The organism is Azospirillum melinis (assembly GCF_013340935.1).
Lineage (GTDB): Bacteria > Pseudomonadota > Alphaproteobacteria > Azospirillales > Azospirillaceae > Azospirillum > Azospirillum melinis.
Genome location: NZ_WHOS01000044.1, coordinates 13,467 through 31,308, shown reverse-complemented (window position 1 = coordinate 31,308; position 17,842 = coordinate 13,467). Strand labels below are relative to the sequence as shown.

Here is a 17,842-nt window from a genome sequence, read left to right as displayed (position 1 = left end):
GGGTCAGCCGGTGGTGACCGGCAGGTCCAGCTCGCTGGAGACCGGCGCCTGTCCGTTACCGGAGATGGTCAATGTTAGCACAGTCGAGGCCGACGGCGCTGTAATGGTTGTTTGTCCCGTCTGTTTTGTCGTGTCGAGCGGAACAGATATCGCGGCTTGGTTGCCGACCGCCAGGGTTGCCGACGTTGCGTTCAATGTCTGGTAGCTGACCGTCACGGTGGCGCCGGGGGTGGCCGGGCTCGGCGTCGCGCTGAGGAGCTGGACCTGGAGATACGGCCCCGGACCGAGATGGGCGACCAGCGGCCCGCTTCCCGCACCCGGACCATAGGCGGTCAGCGTGTAGTCCTGGCCGCTGCTGCTCACGGTCGGCGATCCCGGAGACGGATTGACCACATCGTAGCTGACCTGGGTCAGGGTGGAGTCGGTGTAGCGGAACCAGCGGATCCGCACCGGATTGAAGGTGACCGTCGCCGTTTTGTTGACCGGCCCCTGATAGCCCAGCGCCTGCAACGAGAAGGTCACGCTGGACTGGTTGCCGGTCAGGTAGCTGCCGGGAACCACGGGCTGCTGCCCCTGGGCGCCGACGCGCTGCGCGCCGCTGGGGGTGGACAGATAGAGCGGGGTGACGGCGTAGGTGCTGCTCCAGCTCAACACCGCGCTGGCGTCGGTGTCGATCGGGCCGCTCGGATCGCAGGACAGCGTGGCGCTGACCGGTCCGAGATAGGCGGTGGTGACGGCCTGCTTGAACTGGCGGTCGTCGGTGTAGAGCTGGAGCGTGTAGATCGTCTGTGCCTGCGACACCGGCATCTGCAGACTGTCGGTGAAGCTGCTGCCCTGCACCGGGCGCTTGATGTTGCCGGGCTGGATCAGCACGTAGCTGCCGCCCGAGACCGTCCAGTTCAGCGTCGTCGACTGTCCCTGCGCGACGGTGATGGGGTTGGCGTAGAATTGCTGGATCGCCAGCGGCTGGTTGGTCTTGACGATGGTGACGGCGGTGGTGCCGCCGCCGGTGAAGCTCTCCTGGATCGGGAAGGCGGCGGTGCCGACCGCATCGTTGACCACCAGATTGTTGAAGTAGACTGACAGGCTGGCCCCCGCCGCCAGGGCCGGGCCGGTCAGCTTGATGTAGGGCGGGTTGGTGCTGAAGAAGGGCAGGGCCAGCCACGTCGGGGTGCTGGTGGTCACCGAAACCCCGCCCAGGCTGGTGGCGATGGCGTCGGCGCCGGTGCCCACCGGGATCTTGACGAAGATGGTCTGGGTGCCCGTCAGCGCGGTCGTCGCGTTGGGGTTGGTGACGGTCAGCGTCGGCGCGGTCGTCGCGCCGATGATCAGGCTGTTGGGGTCGAACCGGTATTGGTAATAGGGCGGCGTGGTCGCTGTGGGGGCCGCTGCCATGGCTTTGTACCTCTCGTGGAACTGCATGTGGGCGAGTTTCTGGTCGGCGACGGCCCGGGTCGTCTTGAGCGAGCCGCCGGACTGGCCGCTGGACGGGGTGGGAACCAGCCCCAGCCAGCCTTCGCGCGCCGCCGGTATGGCCGTCGGCAGAAGCGCCTGGGGCTGGCTGCTCTTCAGGTTCGCGACGGTCTCCCACACGGTGACGCCGGTCCTGGCGATCCACGACCAGGTGCCGGAGACGTTGCCGGGCAGCGGCATCTGCACCTCGCGCGGGTCGATCAGCAGTGGGCCGACGCGGAAGGTCGCCAGCAGGGTGTTCATCGCCGAAACGACCCCCGGCGGCAGCGAGACCGTCTCCACCGGCAGGATGCCCGAGACGGCGGGGATGGACCCGCGCGGGTCCATCAGCACCGTCAGCCGGTGGACCGGCCCGTCGGGCAGCAGGGTGAAGGACGGGTCGGGGTTCAGATAGCCCGAGGTCGTGGCCGGGCTGTCCGCCGCCAGCAGGGTCGGCAGCCGCGCCATCGCCCTGCCGAGGTTGCTGCGCGGGTTGCCGGTCCGCGAGGACAGGGCGCGGCGCACGGTGCCGAAGGCGGTGTCGAAGCCGCGCAGCGGATTCAGCAGCGAGTAATCGTCGTCGAGGAAGAAGCCGAGCGCGCCGTTGCCGTCATAGGCGATGTCGCCGACATAGACGGGGAAGGGCATGGCGGTGACGCCGCCGTCGTCGTTCTTGCCGGTGGCCGCCCAGGACTGGTCGTAGGCCGGGTCGCCGTCGAGATGAAGCGCGATGTCCGCCCGCACCACCGCCACCGGCTGACCGATCAGCACCGCGAGATTGTCGCCGTCCGGCTGCGGCGTCGCCGTGGTGCGCCACAGCGTGACGTCGATGACGTCCAGCAGATCCTGCAACGCCTGATCGCCGGAGACCGGCCCCTGGGCCAGCAGCCCTTGCACGAAGCCGAGAAGATGGGCGTTGCCAATGGCCGGCGGCGAGCCCAGCGGCAGGTTCAGCCCCGGCGCCGGATCCCAGCGGATGCCGCGGCCGTTGTCGGTCTCCACTGGCAGGATCTCGCCCAGCGGCGTCCCGTCGGCGGCGAACACCTGCACGCTGTTGTCCAGATGGTTGGGCAGCAGCCAGCCGGCGACCGGGCTGGTCAGGTTGGACGAGTTGGTGGGGATCGCGTCGTCCTCGGCGTCCAGCAGATTGAGCGCCACGCGGGCCGGCTGCTGGATGCGCGGCGCCACCTGGACGAAGCGCTTGTTGTCCTGGCCGCCGGCGTCGGGGGTGGTGACGCTCTTGGAGCGGATCGGCAGCACGTCCTCGCCGGCATTGGTGGTGCGCAGGATCTGTCCGAAGGCGTCCACCACCCAGAGCTGGTTGATGACGTAATGGCCGGACCGCACCGGATAGAAGCCCGGCGCGCTGCCGTCGGTCCCGCTGCCCGGCAGCGGCACGATGGACGGCGCCAGTTCCAGCCAGCTCTCGATGGCCGGATCGTCGCTGGTCAGCTCCGTCATCTGGCCCTGCTGCATCAGCATGAACCCGCCGAAGCCGCTCAGCGCCTCGGTGACGATGTCATACTCGGCGATGTCGGCGGCGGCCTGGGTCAGGGCGTCCTGCTGGTACTGCGGCAGCTCGTCGAAATTGGGATTGAGCGTGACCAGATCGTTCAGCTTCTCCGCCAGCCCGGCGGCGATCTGGGTGCCCACCAGCGACCGGCCGCTGATGGTCTCGCTCGCGGTTCCGATGGCGGTGCCTGTCCAGCTGTAGTCGAACCCCTCCAGCGTCCAGCCGTCGAGCATGCCGGCGGCGGCGTCCGCGGCCGGATACCAGGTGACCTGCCAGTCGATGTAGAGCGGCGTCCAGGGCGGCGACCAGGGCAGCACCGACCGCTTCAGCGGCACGACGCCGGTGAAGCCGACGGCGGCCCCCACCGTCTCCTCGTTGTAGGGGGTGGCGGGGGTGGCGTTCCACGGCGCCGTCTGCTGGGCGGCGATGGTCCTGGCCAGCGTGTCCAGCTGCGCGGATGTCGGCGTGACCCCGGCCTTCTGATAGGCGATGGCGGCCAGGAAGCGCGCGTTGGAGGTGTCGAACAGCATCACCTCGACCAGATAGTCGGTCATCTCCTTCGGCACGCCGGAATTGGCCGGCGGCAGGGTGGGGACGCGGCTGGTCAGGTCGCCGGCATCGATGGTCTGGGTGGTGCCGCCGACCGGTTCGATCACCGTCAGCGCCGACACCGTCTGGCCGGTGAAGCGGCTGAACAGGCTGTCCTCGGGGCCGCCGTCGGTTCCGGGGGGCAGCAGGCGGGTGTCCTGCTGGGCGCCGGCCACCATGACCGTCGTCGCCGCCGGGGCGTGGAACCGCGTGTTCCCGTTGCTGGTCAGCACGAATTCGCTGCCGAGCAGGCCCGTCAGCGCCGTCTTGTCGGTGTCGACGGCGGCGGCCTGGGCGGTGCGCTGGGCGTCGAGCGTCGTCAGGGTGGCCATGACGGCGTCGATGGCGTCCTGGACCGTCTGGGTATCGGGCGAGAAGGGGCCGAGCTGCTGGAGCTTGTAGACCAGCGCGAAGAGCTGCCAGACATTCGAGGCGATCAGCTGGCTGGTTGCATCGAGCGCCGCCTGATCGTCGTTGAGAGCGGTCAGCGCCTGGGTCTGGGCGGGCGACAGGTCCACCGTCTGCAGGGTCCGGCCGCGGTCGGAGGGATCGTAGTCGGGCCGCGCCACCAGCCAGACGGTGCCGCCGTCGGCCTTGGCGAAGCGCGCCTCCAGCGTCCGGGTGGCGAACACCGACGGCTGCTGGAGATAGTCGAACACCAGATCCTGCTGCACGGCGAGGATCAAATCCTCCAGATCGGGCTGCTTCAGGATGGTGGCCATCCAGGCGGCGATCGCCTCGACGCCGGTGCCGCCGACGGCGACCGACACCGGATTCTGGCCGTTCAGCACCGGGTCGCGCGGATAGCTCTGCTGCGGTCCGTTCCACGACATGCCGAACACCATGCCGTGGCACAGCGTCTGGCTGGCGAGCTGCATCTGGATCGCCGGGATGGTGGCACCCCCGCTGATCGGATTGGCCGCCTGCCACGCCTGCCAGACCGCCTGCGCCGCCGCCAGCCCGGACTCGCCATGGACGTTGAGCAGCAGCGTGTTCAGGATCGACTGCCATTCGTCCTGGGTGGTGAAGCCCTGCGGGTCGGTCTCGGTGACGCCCAGCAGCGGATCGAAGCCCGAGGGGCTGTACCAGCCGAGCATGGCGTAGGTGACGTTGCCCGAGGACACGTCCGACAGGCTGTCGTAGAAGCTCAGCACATTCAGCGTGTTGTCGTAGGTGACCACCCAGCTGACGGAGCCCGGCCCGACCGACCGCAGCAGCGGCTGCGCCGGACCGGCCGGGTTGGTCCAATTGTCGAAGGTGAAGGCGCGGCCGACCCACTGGGTGTTGCCGGTCTGGACGGGGTCGGGATAGGTGTTGCTGCCCTCCGCCATGTCGCCCAGGAAATCGCCCTGCAGCACCCACACGGTGAACACCGGAGCGGCGCCGGGTGTGGCGACCACCGAGCGGGCCACCAGCCAGCGGTTCGGGATCGGCGGGAACAGGACCGAGCCGTCGGGCTGCTGCTGCCCCTGGCGGTAGCCCATCGGCAGGGTCGCCTGCAAATGGGCGCCGGTGCCGGGCGGGGCGTTGGCGGGACGGAGCTGGAAGGGCTGCGGCTCGGGATCGACGTTCGCCGGAACCTTGCGGTAGTCGATGGCGAGGTCGGCCCAGCTGCCCTGCTGGTTGGGAACGCCGACCAGCAGGCATTCGATGCCGATCGGCACGAACAGGCAGGGACCGGGCCACAGCGGGTCGACGATGGTGTCGGACGCGGCGGCGGTGTTGGACTGGGTATCCGTCATGGTCTGCGCTCCGATCAACCCGCGATCCGGCCCACGGCGGGGGCGGCGGCTTCGGCCGGGGCGGGAACGCCCCACTGGAAGGACTGCATGCCGGCCGCCCGCACCATCTGCACGGCGAACTCGGCGGCGGTGAAGGTACCGGCGCTGTCCAGCGCGCCCAGCGTCTTCATGGCCGTCTGAAGCGAGGCGGCCGAGGCGGCGACGTCGAGCACGCCGGCCGCCGCACCGCTCCGCATGGCGACCGCCGCCTGCTGGCCCTGGATCTGCTGGCCGGCGGGATAGCCGCCATAGCCGAGGCCCCGCAGGAAGCTCATGTAGCCGCTGGCGAAGCTGGTGGTCGGGCGGACGCCGAAATGCAGGCTTTCCGGTGGCTGGAGGAAGTTCACCACCCGCGGCAGCCCGTCGAACAGGGCGATCAGCACATCGTCCGACAGGCGGTCGAGCCGCAGGAGCGGCAGCTTCTGGGTGGCGGCATCGTCGGCATAGGCGCTGACCTCCACCCCCGGCCAGCCAGAGACGGCGGCCGAGCGGATCAGCAGCCCGGTGATCGGGCCGGTCGCCGTTCCGCCCGCGGCGCTGGATTGGGCCGCGGCGGCCTTCAGCGCGGCACCGGCGCGGCTGTGGCCGCTGGTCGCCTTGGCGCGCAAGGACGGACGCACCGTCGAGCTGTGCGACAGCGCCTGATCGACCAGCTGTTCGATGGTCGCCATCATCTGCACGGAATCGGCGCTGGTCGACAGCCCGATGCTCACCGCCCCCTCCAGCAGCCGGTGGATCCAGTTGAGGTCGACGTAGAAGAAGCGGATCGATTCCTTGGGCAGCATCCGCCCGTCGGGCGTGATGTACTCGAACGGCACGCCGTAGAGCAGCGCCGCGCGGGCCAGCCAGTCGATGACCGCGGGAGGCGGGTCGGGCAGCTCGACCGTGGGCTGCGTGGCCGCCGCACCGGAGGCGGCGGGAGCGACGGCGGCCGGCAGGGCGACACGGGCATGCGCCGGGCCGGACCGCAGCACGGCCAGCGCCGGGGCGGTCGCGGTGTCGATGAGCGCCTGCAGGGTGGCGGCGCGGTTGCTGATGGCACGATCCATGACGATCACTCCGCGGAAGGGCCGAATACGTGGTCGAGCAGCGCGTCCAGCGGATCGGCGGCGCCCGCCGCGGACTCGGCGGCTGCGGCAGCTTTCACGCCGGTTGCCCTCAGTCCGGGAGCCGCCGCGACCGGCGGCCGGTCCTCACGGCGGATCCGGCGGGGAATGCCGGACAGGCTTCCGCCGTCGGCGGCGGGAACCGCCACCTCCCGCCCCGCCAGCCCGGCGAACGCTTCGGCCAGCGCGACGGCGGCGGTCTGGTGCGAGAGGGCCAGCGTGCGTCCGCCGCTCCCCGGCCCGGCAGCCGGCAGTGCGCGCATCGTCTCCGCCGTGACCGGCAGCGCATCCGCGACCTGCCCGAGCACCACATTGGCGGCGACCGCCTGATGGAACTCCTTGCGCCACAGGAACATCAGGCGGGCGAAGGTGGAGTCCGACAGGGCGAGCAGCCGGCCGATCTGCCAGGCGGCGGCCTGCGACACGTCGAACAGCGCCGTGGTCGGGTCGTAGCGGATCGCCTGATCGCTGAAGACGAACGGCCCCAGCCCGTCGGCCTTGGTCGGCACCGCGCTGGCCGGGCCGCGATACCAGGCCGTCGCCTGCTCGCCCACCCGCATGCGGTAGGTCAGCGGCACATAGCCCATCCCGAGCCCCATGGCGGCGATGGCGGACGGGTCGTCGGCGTCCCCGCTGCCGGAAGCCGGGATCGGCAAATGGGGCATCTGCACCAGATCGACGCCGCCATTGTCGGGCAGCGCCTGCATGATCTCGATGAAGTCGCCCTTGGAGACATCGGCCTGCACCTTCCACCACGCCAGCGATGCGAAGCGGATGGTGGTGTAGGAGGGGGGAATGGTACAGCCGGCCAGATGATCCTGGTGCCCCTCCAGCGAGACCAGGAACAGGTAGTTCACCGCCCCCGGCTGAAGCGTCCGGTTGCCGACGACGATGGAGAAGGTGCCATCCTCGTCGAGCCCCAGGATCTCCTTGTGATCGGTGTTGACCTCGCGCACATGGGCCAGCCAGGACAGGTCGGCCAGCGTCGGGGCCACCGACTGGAACAGCGCCACCGGCAAATCCAGCAGCAGCAGGCCCGTCCGCATGTCGGCCTGCGAGACGCCCGACAGCTGCGGTCCCAGCACCGCCGGGTTCGTCGGCTGGACCAGATCGGACACCGTTCCGCTGTGCACGGGCGAGGGGGCGGCGACCGCGCCGGCATCGCCGCCCAGCTCGGCGGCGGTCACCGTGAGCAGGCCGATCCACGGCGCCGGAACGCTGTCCGCCGGCGGGACGCTGCCGTCCAGCGTGCGTTCCCACGGCAGCGTGCGCCGGCGCAGCACCACATTGGGCAGCGTGTTCTCCCAGGAGCCCGTCTGGTTGGCCGGCGGCATCACCGATTGCAGGTCGCCGGGCGCCAGGGCGAAGCGCGGCCCCTGGATCTGCAGGGTCTGCACCGCCGTGTAGGTGGGGGGCGTGTCCTGATCCTTGATGCCATCCACGGTCTGGGTGGCGCTCAGCCGATAGGTCCCGGCGGGCAGCGGCGGCAGGGCCGCCTGGCTGAACCGGATCTGGCCGGGTTGCAGCGCGTCGCCGTCACCGGCCAGCGCGATCGCGTTCGACATGTGGGATCCCCTTCCTCACGAACCTGTCCTGCCAATCGCCCCCACCCCGCCGGGGCGGGGGCACCCGCACCCCTACGCCGCGTTGCTGCGGACGAACCGCAGCACGGTCGGGCCGCCGGCCTTCGCCGCTCCGGCCCGTCCCTGGCCCTGGCCCTGGCCCAGGCCTTGGCCCAGGCCCGGACGCGGCGCCACGCTGCGCCCCAGCGCCGGGAGCGACAGCCCGTCCCAGCCGGCCTCCACCTCGGCCGGTGTGCCGGCCAGCCCGTAGACGCCGGCCAGACCCTCGACGCCGCGCACCAGGACGGCATGCCGCTCGCCGTCACCGGCGACTTCGGAGGTCACCGTCGCGGCCAGAGCCGCGGCGTCGTAGAGCAGGATGGTGCCGTCGCCGGCGGCGATCCGGGCCACCGGGGTCGCCACGACGCCGTACCCGACCGTCCAGGGCGAACCGGTCGCGGCGATCTTCACCGTCACCGCATCGGCGTCCGCCCTGCGGTCCAGCACCACCGCGACGGTCCCGACGGTGTGGCTGAACACCGTCTCCACCCAGCCCGGCGCGGTGCTGCCGACGCCGGTCTGGACGCGGTTGCGGGTCAGCATCGCCACACCCTCCACCGGTCCCCGTGCCGCGATGGGAGCCGCATCGCGCGAGCCGCGCTGCGGGCGCGGTCCGGCCTGGGGCCGCACGGTGCAGCCGCTGCCGAGCAGGGTGTAGCGGTCGGCCTGGACCAGCGTGCTGTGCCGGTTCCAGCCCGCGACCGGCGCCGTCCCGGCACTGTCCACCCCGACCAGCGTCACCCGGGCGGTGTCGGCCGGCAGAGGCTCGGCAGCGCCGGCGGCCGGCGAGACCAGACGGCTGGACAGGATGCGGCCGGCCTTGTCGAAGGCGTGGACCATCACCGGGGTCTCTCCCTGCAATTCCAGCATCGGCGCTCCGGCACCCCGTCCGGCATCGAACACCGCGACCGATCCCGGCTGAAGGCTCAGGCCGGCCTCGATGGCGGACGGCGCGGTTCCGGAACCGGCGAGCGTCCGGGCACCGCCGCGCGTCGGGCGGACGTCGGCATCGGCCCAGCGCATCGCCACCCGCGGCGCCGGCAGCAGCACCGACCCCTTGCGGGCGGCGCCACCAGCCGCAGCGCCGGCCATCTGGATGCGCCGCGGCGCCGCTGCGGGCAGCGCGTAGGCCTGCGAGGAACCGAGCAGCCGCGGGGCGAGCGGACCCTCCACCGCCGCGGCCCTGGCAGCGCGCTTGGGCTGCGGCGCCGCCAGCGCCTGCGGACCGGAGGTCGCAAGGTCGAAGCCGAGCTTGGCGAGGCTGGGCGCCGCCTGGAAGATCTGGTCGGCGAAGCTGGCCATCACCGACAGGTTCTGGTCGACGATGACCGCGACCTGGGCGTCCTCCAGCGCCTGCATCACCTGGCTGCGCAGGGTCGAGGGCGTCGGCGCCATGATGCTTCCCATCAGGACGGCGAAGCGGCCATCCTGCGGCAGCGCCGCCGGTGCGGTGTAGACGGGGGTGACGGCGAAGGGCAGCGGCAGCGGGTCGGCCTGCTCGTAGCCGAAGGAGGTGAGCAGGTCCATCGGCTCCAGCGTGTCGACCACATGGTCGCCGGTGGCGGCCAGGGTCATGCCGAAGGCGGCACCGGCGATGAAGTCGGAGGACGGCTTGCCCACCGGGTCGAAGGCCTGCGTCGACCACATCGCCGCCGCCGCACCGCCGGACAGGGTTGCCGGCGCCAGGCCGGGCCGGTCGATGGACAGGGTGCTCCAGACCCCCTGGTCGTCCTGCGATTCCAGCGTGACGGCCATCCCGGTCGCGATGTCCGGCAGATCCATCGGCGGGATGCCGAGCGACGGGCTGGAGGCCTGATAGCTGGACTCCGCCACGGTGATGGTGGAGGCCGGCATCACCGAGCGCAGGTCGATGGCGAAGGGGGCGGACTGGACCGTCGGCCCGAACTCCCCGGTCTCGCTCAGCAGGCCGCTGCTGACCTGGATGTTGACGACCACCTGGGTGGCGTCCGCACCGTCCGTGTTGCCGGAGGAGGTGCCGTCTCCCTCCGCCGCCAGCATCATCGACGCCGTCCGGGCAGAAGCCTGGGGAGCCGTCTGCGAGTCCGGCTGCGGCAGCATCCGCGCCTCGAACTCCTCCCAGCTCAGCGGCTGGGTGCTGGACAGGTCCTGATCCTGGTTGCCGAAGGGAATGGTGAAGGAGATGACGTACCAGCTGACCTTGACCTTGCCGGCGGTGGGCGGCCCCCACAGCTCCAGCCCGGCCCCCAGCTCGGCGGTCAGCGTCACCTTGACGCCTGCGACCTCGAAGCCGAAGGACACGCCGACCGACACCTGCACCCCGGCATAATAGTAGAAGGGCTGCCAGGCGATCAGGAAGTCGGCCCCGGCGTTGAACCAGGCCTTGAGCGGCCCGGCCTTGAACAGCGCCTTCAGATAGCCGCCGGCCATGATCATCGACGGCGTCAGGGCGAAATAGGTGCCGCCCGACACGCCGACCGTCATGGCCGAGGTGCTCAGCACCGGCCAGTCGAAGCCCAGGCGCGGCACGTTGGGATAATGGTCCGGCGGCTGGAAGGACGGGTTGTAGCCGCCCAGCGTGATGACGAAGTCGCCGGCATAGGGGTTCGCGCCGAACCAGAATTTCGCGGCGAAGCCGCCGGTCAGCTTGCAGTCCTTCGCCAGCAGGAACGAGCTGGGGGTCAGCTGGGCGGTGACCGAGATCTCGCCCTCGTCCGGCTTGAACGAGGCGACCAGCGCCAGCTCGATGTAGGCCAGCGCCGCGGAGGGCGAGACCTGCGGCGGCAGGGTGGCGGTGGCGACGCCGATGACGTCGATCTCGAACTCCCGCCCGAACTTCACCAGCAGCATGGCGAAGACGTCGAGGATCTGGAAGCTGGAGAATTTCAGGCCGGCGGCGACCCAATAGCTGCCGATCTGCGGGTAGACGTCCTGCGACAGCACGGCGAGCGCGCTGGCCGGCGTCGGGTCGCTGCCGAAGGTCGCCTGGGAAATGGCGCCCTGGATCAGCGGGAAGGACATGATGTTCCCGGCATCGGGAACGATGATGTTGCGGTTGACCGAGAAGCCGCCGGCCACGCCGTTGACGAAGAAGGCCGGCACGCCGCCCAGCGGCGCGTTCAGGTTCAGGAAGACGAAGAAGGACACCGCCTTGTCGCCGTCGGGCTTGTCCGGATCGACCGGGATCAGCGCGAAGGAGCCGACGGCGTAGAGCGAGAAGCTGCCCGCCTTGACCAGAAGCTGGCCGTCGTAGCGCAGCGGGTTGTTCTGCTTCAGCAGTCCGCCGGACACGCTGACCGAGCCACCGCTGAAGGACACCGATAATCCCGCCAGATCCAGGCTGTACTGGCTGTAGTCGGTGATCTGGGTGACGTTGACGCTCACCGACAGGTCGATCAGCTCGACGTCGAGCCCGGCCAGCGTCAGGCCGCCGTCGAACAGGACGCTGCCGATCTTCGTCGGGTTGTCCCAGCCGATGCCGACCTTGTTGGCATGGACCGGGCCGAAGCTGCGCTGCACCGGCAGCCAGATGCGGGTCTGGCTGCCGCCGTTGCTGTCGTACAGCTCGACGCCCAGATCCTCGCCGGACATCCAGCCGGCACGCATCGAGAAGCCGGGGTTCGCCGCCGGATTGCCGGCCGAAGCGGCGTCGCCCGACCCCAGCAGGTTCTGCGCGACCGGGTTGGTGTTGGCGCCCGGCGTCAGCGTGTCGGGCGCCAGCGAGATGGCGATGTCCTCGACATCGACGCCGCCGCCATAGGCGGTGATGGGGTTGGACTGCGCGAAGTCGAAGGTCAGCAGGCCGCGCGGCTTGATCTTCGCCAGCTGGAAGCGGCTGAAATCGACCAGCGGCGTGCCCGCCTTGCCCTGGAAATCGACGCCGATGTTGATCAGGCGCAGCTTGACCGCGGTGAAGTCGGGGATCAGCCCGTCGACCGGCAGATAGGCCGCGACGCCCGGCTGGTACTGCGACGGGTCCGCCCCGGTCAGCGCGATCCATTCGGTGTCGGTGGCGCCCAGCTGGAAGACCAGATAGGGCACCTGCTTCAAGGACAGGCCAGTGGCGGCGAAGCGCACGCCATAGCTGCCGTCCGGTCCGGGTTCCAGCCAGATGCCGCCGCCGTCGGGGAAGGACAGCACCTGGATCTGCGTCTGGGTCAGCGCCTTGAGGAAGCCGGCCAGGAAGCCCTCGACGCCGAGCGACTGCAACGACGCCAGATCGTTCAGCGCATAGGCCCCGTCCTCGGTCACCAGAAGCTGCGAGGCGGTGAGCACCTGCCCCGCCGTCAGGGTCGAGCCGGTGAACAGCGGGGCGTTCAGCCAGCTGACCACCGTCTGGGTGTTCAGCACCACGACCGAGACGTAGCGCGGCAGCGCCTGCACCATCACCCCTTCCAGCCAGACGGCAAGCGCCGCCTCAAGCCGGCCGGCATAGCCGTCGCCCGTCGCCACGCCGAACGGCAGCGGCAGCAGCTCGGCGTTCAGGCTGCTGGAGACGCCGGCCTTCATCAAAGGGTCGACCGCCGCGGCAATGCCGCCGCCGGCGCTGTCGAAGGTCACCGTCAGGCCCGGCCCCTGGTCGAGCGCGATGATCGCCTGGGCCGACAGCCCGAACTGCACCCGCGCCTCGGGCGTGCCGGTCAGCGGCACGCCGACGCCGGTCGGGGTCAGCGCCACCACCACGCTGTCGGCGGCGGTGACCGACAGGGTCGCCCAGATGCCGGCGAGCGTCTCGGCGCCCACGGTGCGCACGCCGGCCATGACGGTGACCGGCACCGATTTGGACGGCGCATAGACCAGGAGGCCGCCGTCGCTCGACACGCCGCTCAGCGCCAGCTGCAACAGGCCGGCGACGGCCGACGCAGTGGCGGCGGCCTGCTCCGGCTGCAATCTTTCGCGCAGCCATGCCAGCGCCGCCGCCTCCAGCGCCGCCGCGTCGGGCTGTGCCGCGATGAGGGACTGCACCAGCCCGGCGATGTCCAGCGAGGCCGCGGTGCTGCGCAGCGCCGTGACGAACTGCGTCAGCGTCGTGTCGCCCTCGGCAGCGAGCTGGTCGAGCAGTTGCTGGGTCAGCGTCTGCAACAGCGTCTGCGCCACTTCGGCGGCGACCTGGAGGACGAAGGTCTGCCAGCCGCCGAACGGCACGAGGTCGAGCACCGGCTTGCCGTCGCCCTCCTCGCCGACCGTCAGCGTGAAGCCCTTGTCGTAGCCGCCCTGCAGGAACAGCGGCTGGTCCAGGCCGGGGATGGCGGCGGTCAGCAGGCCGCTGCCGCTCAGGCCCGGCTGGTAGTTGGCGGTCAGCGACAGGCCGAAGCCCATCGACTGCAATTCCGCCCCGGCCAGCAGGGGCATCGCCTCGCTCAGGGACGGCGCCACCGTGAACAGGCCGGTCGCCGGGTCCGCTGTCACCGTCACCTGCAACCCATAGGGCAGGCCGGACAGCAGCACGCCGTTGGTCGCCTGCGCCAGGGTCAGCCCCCCCGCGGTTCCGGACGGAAGGCTGCCCAGCACCTTCTGGATCTGCGCGATGTTGAGCAGCCCGTCCTGGCCGACCACCGCGTCGGACAGCAGCCAGTCCACCGGATTCTCGAACAGCCCGAGCGCCGACTTCATCTGCCAGACGCCGGTGTCGGGATCGGGGTCGGCCAGTCCGAACGCCTGGAACAGGCTGCGCGCCAGCGGATATTTGGCGAGCAGCATGTCGTCGACGACCTCGGCCACAAAGGTCGCCAGCACATAGGCCGGGCCGACGGCGGCGAGCTGGTCGATGAAGGCGCTCTGGTCGAAGGGCCAGATCACCAGCGGCGTGGGCTGCGGGACCGAACCGTCGCCCCAGACCAGGGAGACCGTCACCGTGGGCGCACCGCCGCCGACCGTGTAGGTCAGGGTGGACAGGACGCTGAACCCGGCATCGGGCAGGAAGCAGTCCAGCGTGGCGGCGATGGTGCCGGTCTGCAGATCGATGCGCACGGTCATTGAGGGGTCAAGGAACGATCCCACCGTGAAGCCGCCGCGCGGCAGCGTCAGCGTCATGATCCGGCCGTTGGCCGTGGTCAGGGTGCAGGGGCCGACGGTGAAGCTCTGCGAGCCGTGCGTCATCGCCGCGATGACCGACGAGCGGGCATCCGGATCGGACAGCAGCGCGGTCAGGCGCTGCGACAGCTGGGAAGCGGGGGCGCGGGCGACCGCCAGGATCGCCTCGGCATTGGCGGCATAGCCGTGATCCGCGTCGGTCACCAGTCCGAGCCCGGCCAGCATCGCCAGCAGCGGCTCCGGCATCGCCGGCAGCGAGAATCCCAGCGTCGCGTCGATGGCCTGGAACAGCAGCGGCTGCACCGTCGCGTCGGCCAGCGCCGCCATCAGCCGGTCGGTCAGGAAGCCCAGGGGGCTGGACACCAGCGCCGTGAAGCCGCCGGGGTCGATGCCGTAGGGGCCGTCGGCGCCGGCCGCCGGCACCGCCAGCCCGAGGTCGGCGAGGACGCCGTAGACCAGTTGGAAGGTTTCGTCGCCCTTGAAGGCCGCGGCGGCCACGCCGATGGCGGCGTTGACGATGGACAGCAGGGCGCTGTTGGCCGACGGATCGAGCGTGCCGTCCAGCACCGTCACCGTGCCGTCGGTCTGCTTCGCCGCCAGGACCGGGGTCGCAGCGAAGCTCGCCGTTCCGCCCGACAGGTCCATGGTCAGCACGACGCCCAGCGTCACGCTCTCGACGGCGACGCCGTCGACCGTGACCAGGGTGCCGCCGGCACCGCTCAGCACGGTCTGCACCGACAGGCCGGGAACGCCGGATGCGGCAACCGGCTCGCCGGTGATCCAGGAGATGCCCATCGGGTCCAGCCGCACGCTGGTCACCGCGGTGACGTCGCCCGCCGTGTAGGACAGCAGCGTCGACAGTCCGGGGACCGCCATGGTCTGGCCGGAATCCTGCCACAGCGTGCCTTGCAGGTTCCACGGCACGTCGAGCGGCACCCGGTAGGGATCCAGCTGGGTGCCGGTGCCGGCGACGGGTGCCGCGGTTTCGGCGGTGCCGTCGATTGCCCAGCCCAGCAGGCCCAGCACCGCGGCGGCGCGGTCGGGGGTGGACAGCACCGACTTCAGCTGTGCCCGGACTTGGGCGATGGGATCGGTGAAGCTGGTGGGGGCCAGCACCGGCATGCCGTCGGGCCAGGCGATGCCCTGCGGCATGAACGGCCCCAGGTTGGGCAGCAGCCCCAACCAGCCGTCGAGCGCCAGCCCGCCGCGGCGTTGCGCGCGGTAGAGCGCCACGCCCAGCACCCCGGTCAGGATGGCGCCGAAGGTGGCGGCCTGATCCGTGACCAGCTGCGACAGCCCTGTGGCGTCGGAATAGTTCATATCGGTGCCGACCGGCTCCGACACGCCGTCGACCACCAGGGTCGGGGCCGCCACCGACATCGACCAGTGCCAGCCGTCGTAGGGGCTCCAATAGAGCGACAGACCGCCCTTGTCGATCTGCAGCGAGGCTCCGGCCACCGCGGGCGTCGACACGCCGGACGGCAAGGCGCCGTAGACGCCGATGCCCGGCAGGATCTGCGCCGACCGGATGCCCTGGCCGGCAGAGGCGCCGGCATCGAGCCCCAGCGCCTCGATGCGGAAGGCGAGGTCCAGCGTGTTGCCGGCGATCGGCAGGGTCGCGCCGACGCCGAGGCCCAGCACCAGCCGCTTGGCGGCGCCATTCGAGGTCTGTGCGTCGGCGATGTAGGCGACCAGCGCCGCCGGGCTGCCCGCCGGACCCAGAATCATGCTCCAGGGATCGCTGGCGGTGCCGGACCCGGTCACGCCGCCGCTGCCGCCGCCGACCTGCCGCAGCACGGTGCCCAGGGCTTCGACCATGAAATAGAAGGGCGGCTGGCCGTCGACCTCGACGTCGCCGCGGATCAGCGCGGCCCAGTAGCGGCTCAGCGCCTCGACCGGGAACTGGATGGAACTGGGCAGGCCGGACAGGCTGAAGGGCGGCGTCAGCGACGACGGCCAGGCGGTGGCGTCCGGCGGCGGGGCGACGCCGAGCAGTGCTGCCAGGGACGGTCCGACCTCGCTGTTGGTGCCCAGACCGAAGAGCGCGTTAAAGGCATCGCCGATGGCGGCGTTCAGCTCGGCCTCGGCCGCCGCGACGAGGTCGCCGGGCTGGGTCAGGTCGATGGTGGGATAGCTGCCGTTGGGCGTCGTCACCGACAGCAGCGAGAAGGCGGGCTGGACGGTGGCGCCGCCGTCGGCGACGATGACCGACATGCCGCCGGCCAGCGCGCCGAAGCTATAGGTGCCGCCGAGGATGGTCCCGCTGTAGAGCGGCTGGGCGATGTCCTTGTTGGCAAGCAGGATGCCGGCCTTGAAGCGGCCGGGCGCGACGCCCTTCACCCCGCCGCCGGTGGCGAGCGTGAAATCGAGGATTTCCAGCCCGGCGCTGCCGGTCACCGCCGCGCTGGAGCTGCCCAGCACCAGCGCCGTCGAGGCGAAAGCCAGACCGGGATAGAAATGGCGCAAGCCCGCCGTGTCGGTCCCGGTGCCAGCGGTCAGCCGCAGGGTGCCGACGCTGCTCACGCTGAGGACGGGCACAGCGAACGGATCGTCGCGCGTGCCGCTTCCCGACACCGTGGCGTCCGTGCCGGTCAGCCCGCCGACGGCCCCGCCCACCGCCTTCATCCAGGCGGACAGGGTCGGCCCGTCGGTGGCGAGTGCGGTGAACCAGTCGACGAAGGGCCGCGCCACGTCGCCGCCGCTCACCGCCAGGGCGATGAAGCTGTCCCAGCGCAGGATCGGCAGCAGCACGCCGTCGACGCCGGGCACGCTGGCGCCCAGCCCCAGCGCCGGCAACAGGTAGGACAGCGACGGCTGGTCGCCGACCAGCTTGCCCAGCGCCGTCACCGCCAGCGCCGCGGCCGTCGCCAGGATCTCGGCGCCGCTGATCGCCTGCAGGTCGGCCAGCGTGAAGTCGCGGGCGCCCGGCGCGGTGGGCAGGGTCAGCTGCGTGATGACCAGCGAGACGGTCACCGCCGGATCGGTCGCGGGCGACAGGTCGACCGTCAGCCGCACGCCGGTGAAGGAGAAGCCGGCCGCGTCGATCAGCGGCCCGTCGCTGCCGGTGACCTCGAAGCCCATGGTGAAGGGATGGCCGGCCTGCCCGACCACCACCTCGACGCCGCCGTTGCCGAGCAGGGCGACCGGCACCATGCCCCAGACCTTCAGGTCGATGCTGGACGGGCCGTCGGCCACCAGATCCAGTTCCGCCTTCTCGGTCGTCCCCAGCGTCACCGTGGTGGTGTACATGACGCCGAGGCCGAACACCGTCGGCGGCTCGCCGCTGCCGTTGCTGTCGGACGACACCGGCTGGGTCGCCAGATAGAGGCCGCTCGGCGTGTCGGTGCCGGGCTTGTTGATCGGATACCAGGTCCCCAGCGCCCCCGGCTCCCGCACCGGAATGCCGAGCGAACTGCCCGAGGCCTGGCCGATCAGCTGGGCGATCACCAAGGCCAGCGTGACGGCGTTCTCGCTCATTCCCTGGCCGGTCATGCCGACCGGGTCGGTGAACCAGTCGGGGTTGAGCTGGTAGACGCCCTCCTGCCCATCCACCGGCAGCAGAAGCCCGCAGGCGACCGCAAGCTGGATGGCCGGAGCCTCGACGCCCGCCGCCTCGATCAGGATGGGGCTGGTCGCACTGGTCAGGTCGACGGCCAGAAGATTCTCGGCCAGAAGATCCGCGGCTGCGGCCCCCCGCAGCGCATTGGAGCGCGCCGGAACGATGCCGGTGCGCGCGGTCTCTGTGGTCTCGGGCTCTATGGTCACGGG

4 protein-coding genes are annotated in these 17,842 nt (G+C 71.0%); all 4 read right to left on the bottom strand.

The window, feature by feature from the left end:
- Positions 1-3 precede the first annotated feature (3 nt).
- The 4 genes from GBZ48_RS25740 to GBZ48_RS25725 all read right to left on the bottom strand — a co-directional run bounded on the left by GBZ48_RS25740 (position 4) and on the right by GBZ48_RS25725 (position 17,839).
- Positions 4-5,295 carry a hypothetical protein gene (locus tag GBZ48_RS25740; protein WP_174473625.1) on the bottom strand — a complete coding sequence of 1,764 codons (5,292 nt, stop codon included), beginning with the start codon at positions 5,293-5,295 and terminating at the stop codon, positions 4-6.
- Between the two features lie 14 nt (positions 5,296-5,309).
- Positions 5,310-6,383, bottom strand: a complete 1,074-nt coding sequence (locus tag GBZ48_RS25735) for a hypothetical protein (RefSeq protein WP_174473624.1) — start codon at positions 6,381-6,383, stop codon at positions 5,310-5,312.
- A 5-nt stretch (positions 6,384-6,388) separates the two neighbouring features.
- Complete coding sequence (locus GBZ48_RS25730) at positions 6,389-8,005, bottom strand: hypothetical protein (RefSeq protein WP_174473623.1); 1,617 nt, start codon at positions 8,003-8,005, stop codon at positions 6,389-6,391.
- Positions 8,006-8,077: 72 nt separating this feature from the next.
- Positions 8,078-17,839 carry a DUF6603 domain-containing protein gene (locus tag GBZ48_RS25725; protein ID WP_174473622.1) on the bottom strand — a complete coding sequence of 3,254 codons (9,762 nt, stop codon included), beginning with the start codon at positions 17,837-17,839 and terminating at the stop codon, positions 8,078-8,080.
- Between the last annotated feature and the right edge of the window lie 3 nt (positions 17,840-17,842).

Excerpts from the sequence above, each read along its gene's own strand:
- GBZ48_RS25740 (WP_174473625.1), bottom strand. The coding sequence starts at position 5,295 with ATGACGGATACCCAGTCCAACACCGCCGCCGCGTCCGACACCATCGTC.
- GBZ48_RS25735 (WP_174473624.1), bottom strand. The coding sequence starts at position 6,383 with ATGGATCGTGCCATCAGCAACCGCGCCGCCACCCTGCAGGCGCTCATC.
- GBZ48_RS25730 (WP_174473623.1), bottom strand. The coding sequence starts at position 8,005 with ATGTCGAACGCGATCGCGCTGGCCGGTGACGGCGACGCGCTGCAACCC.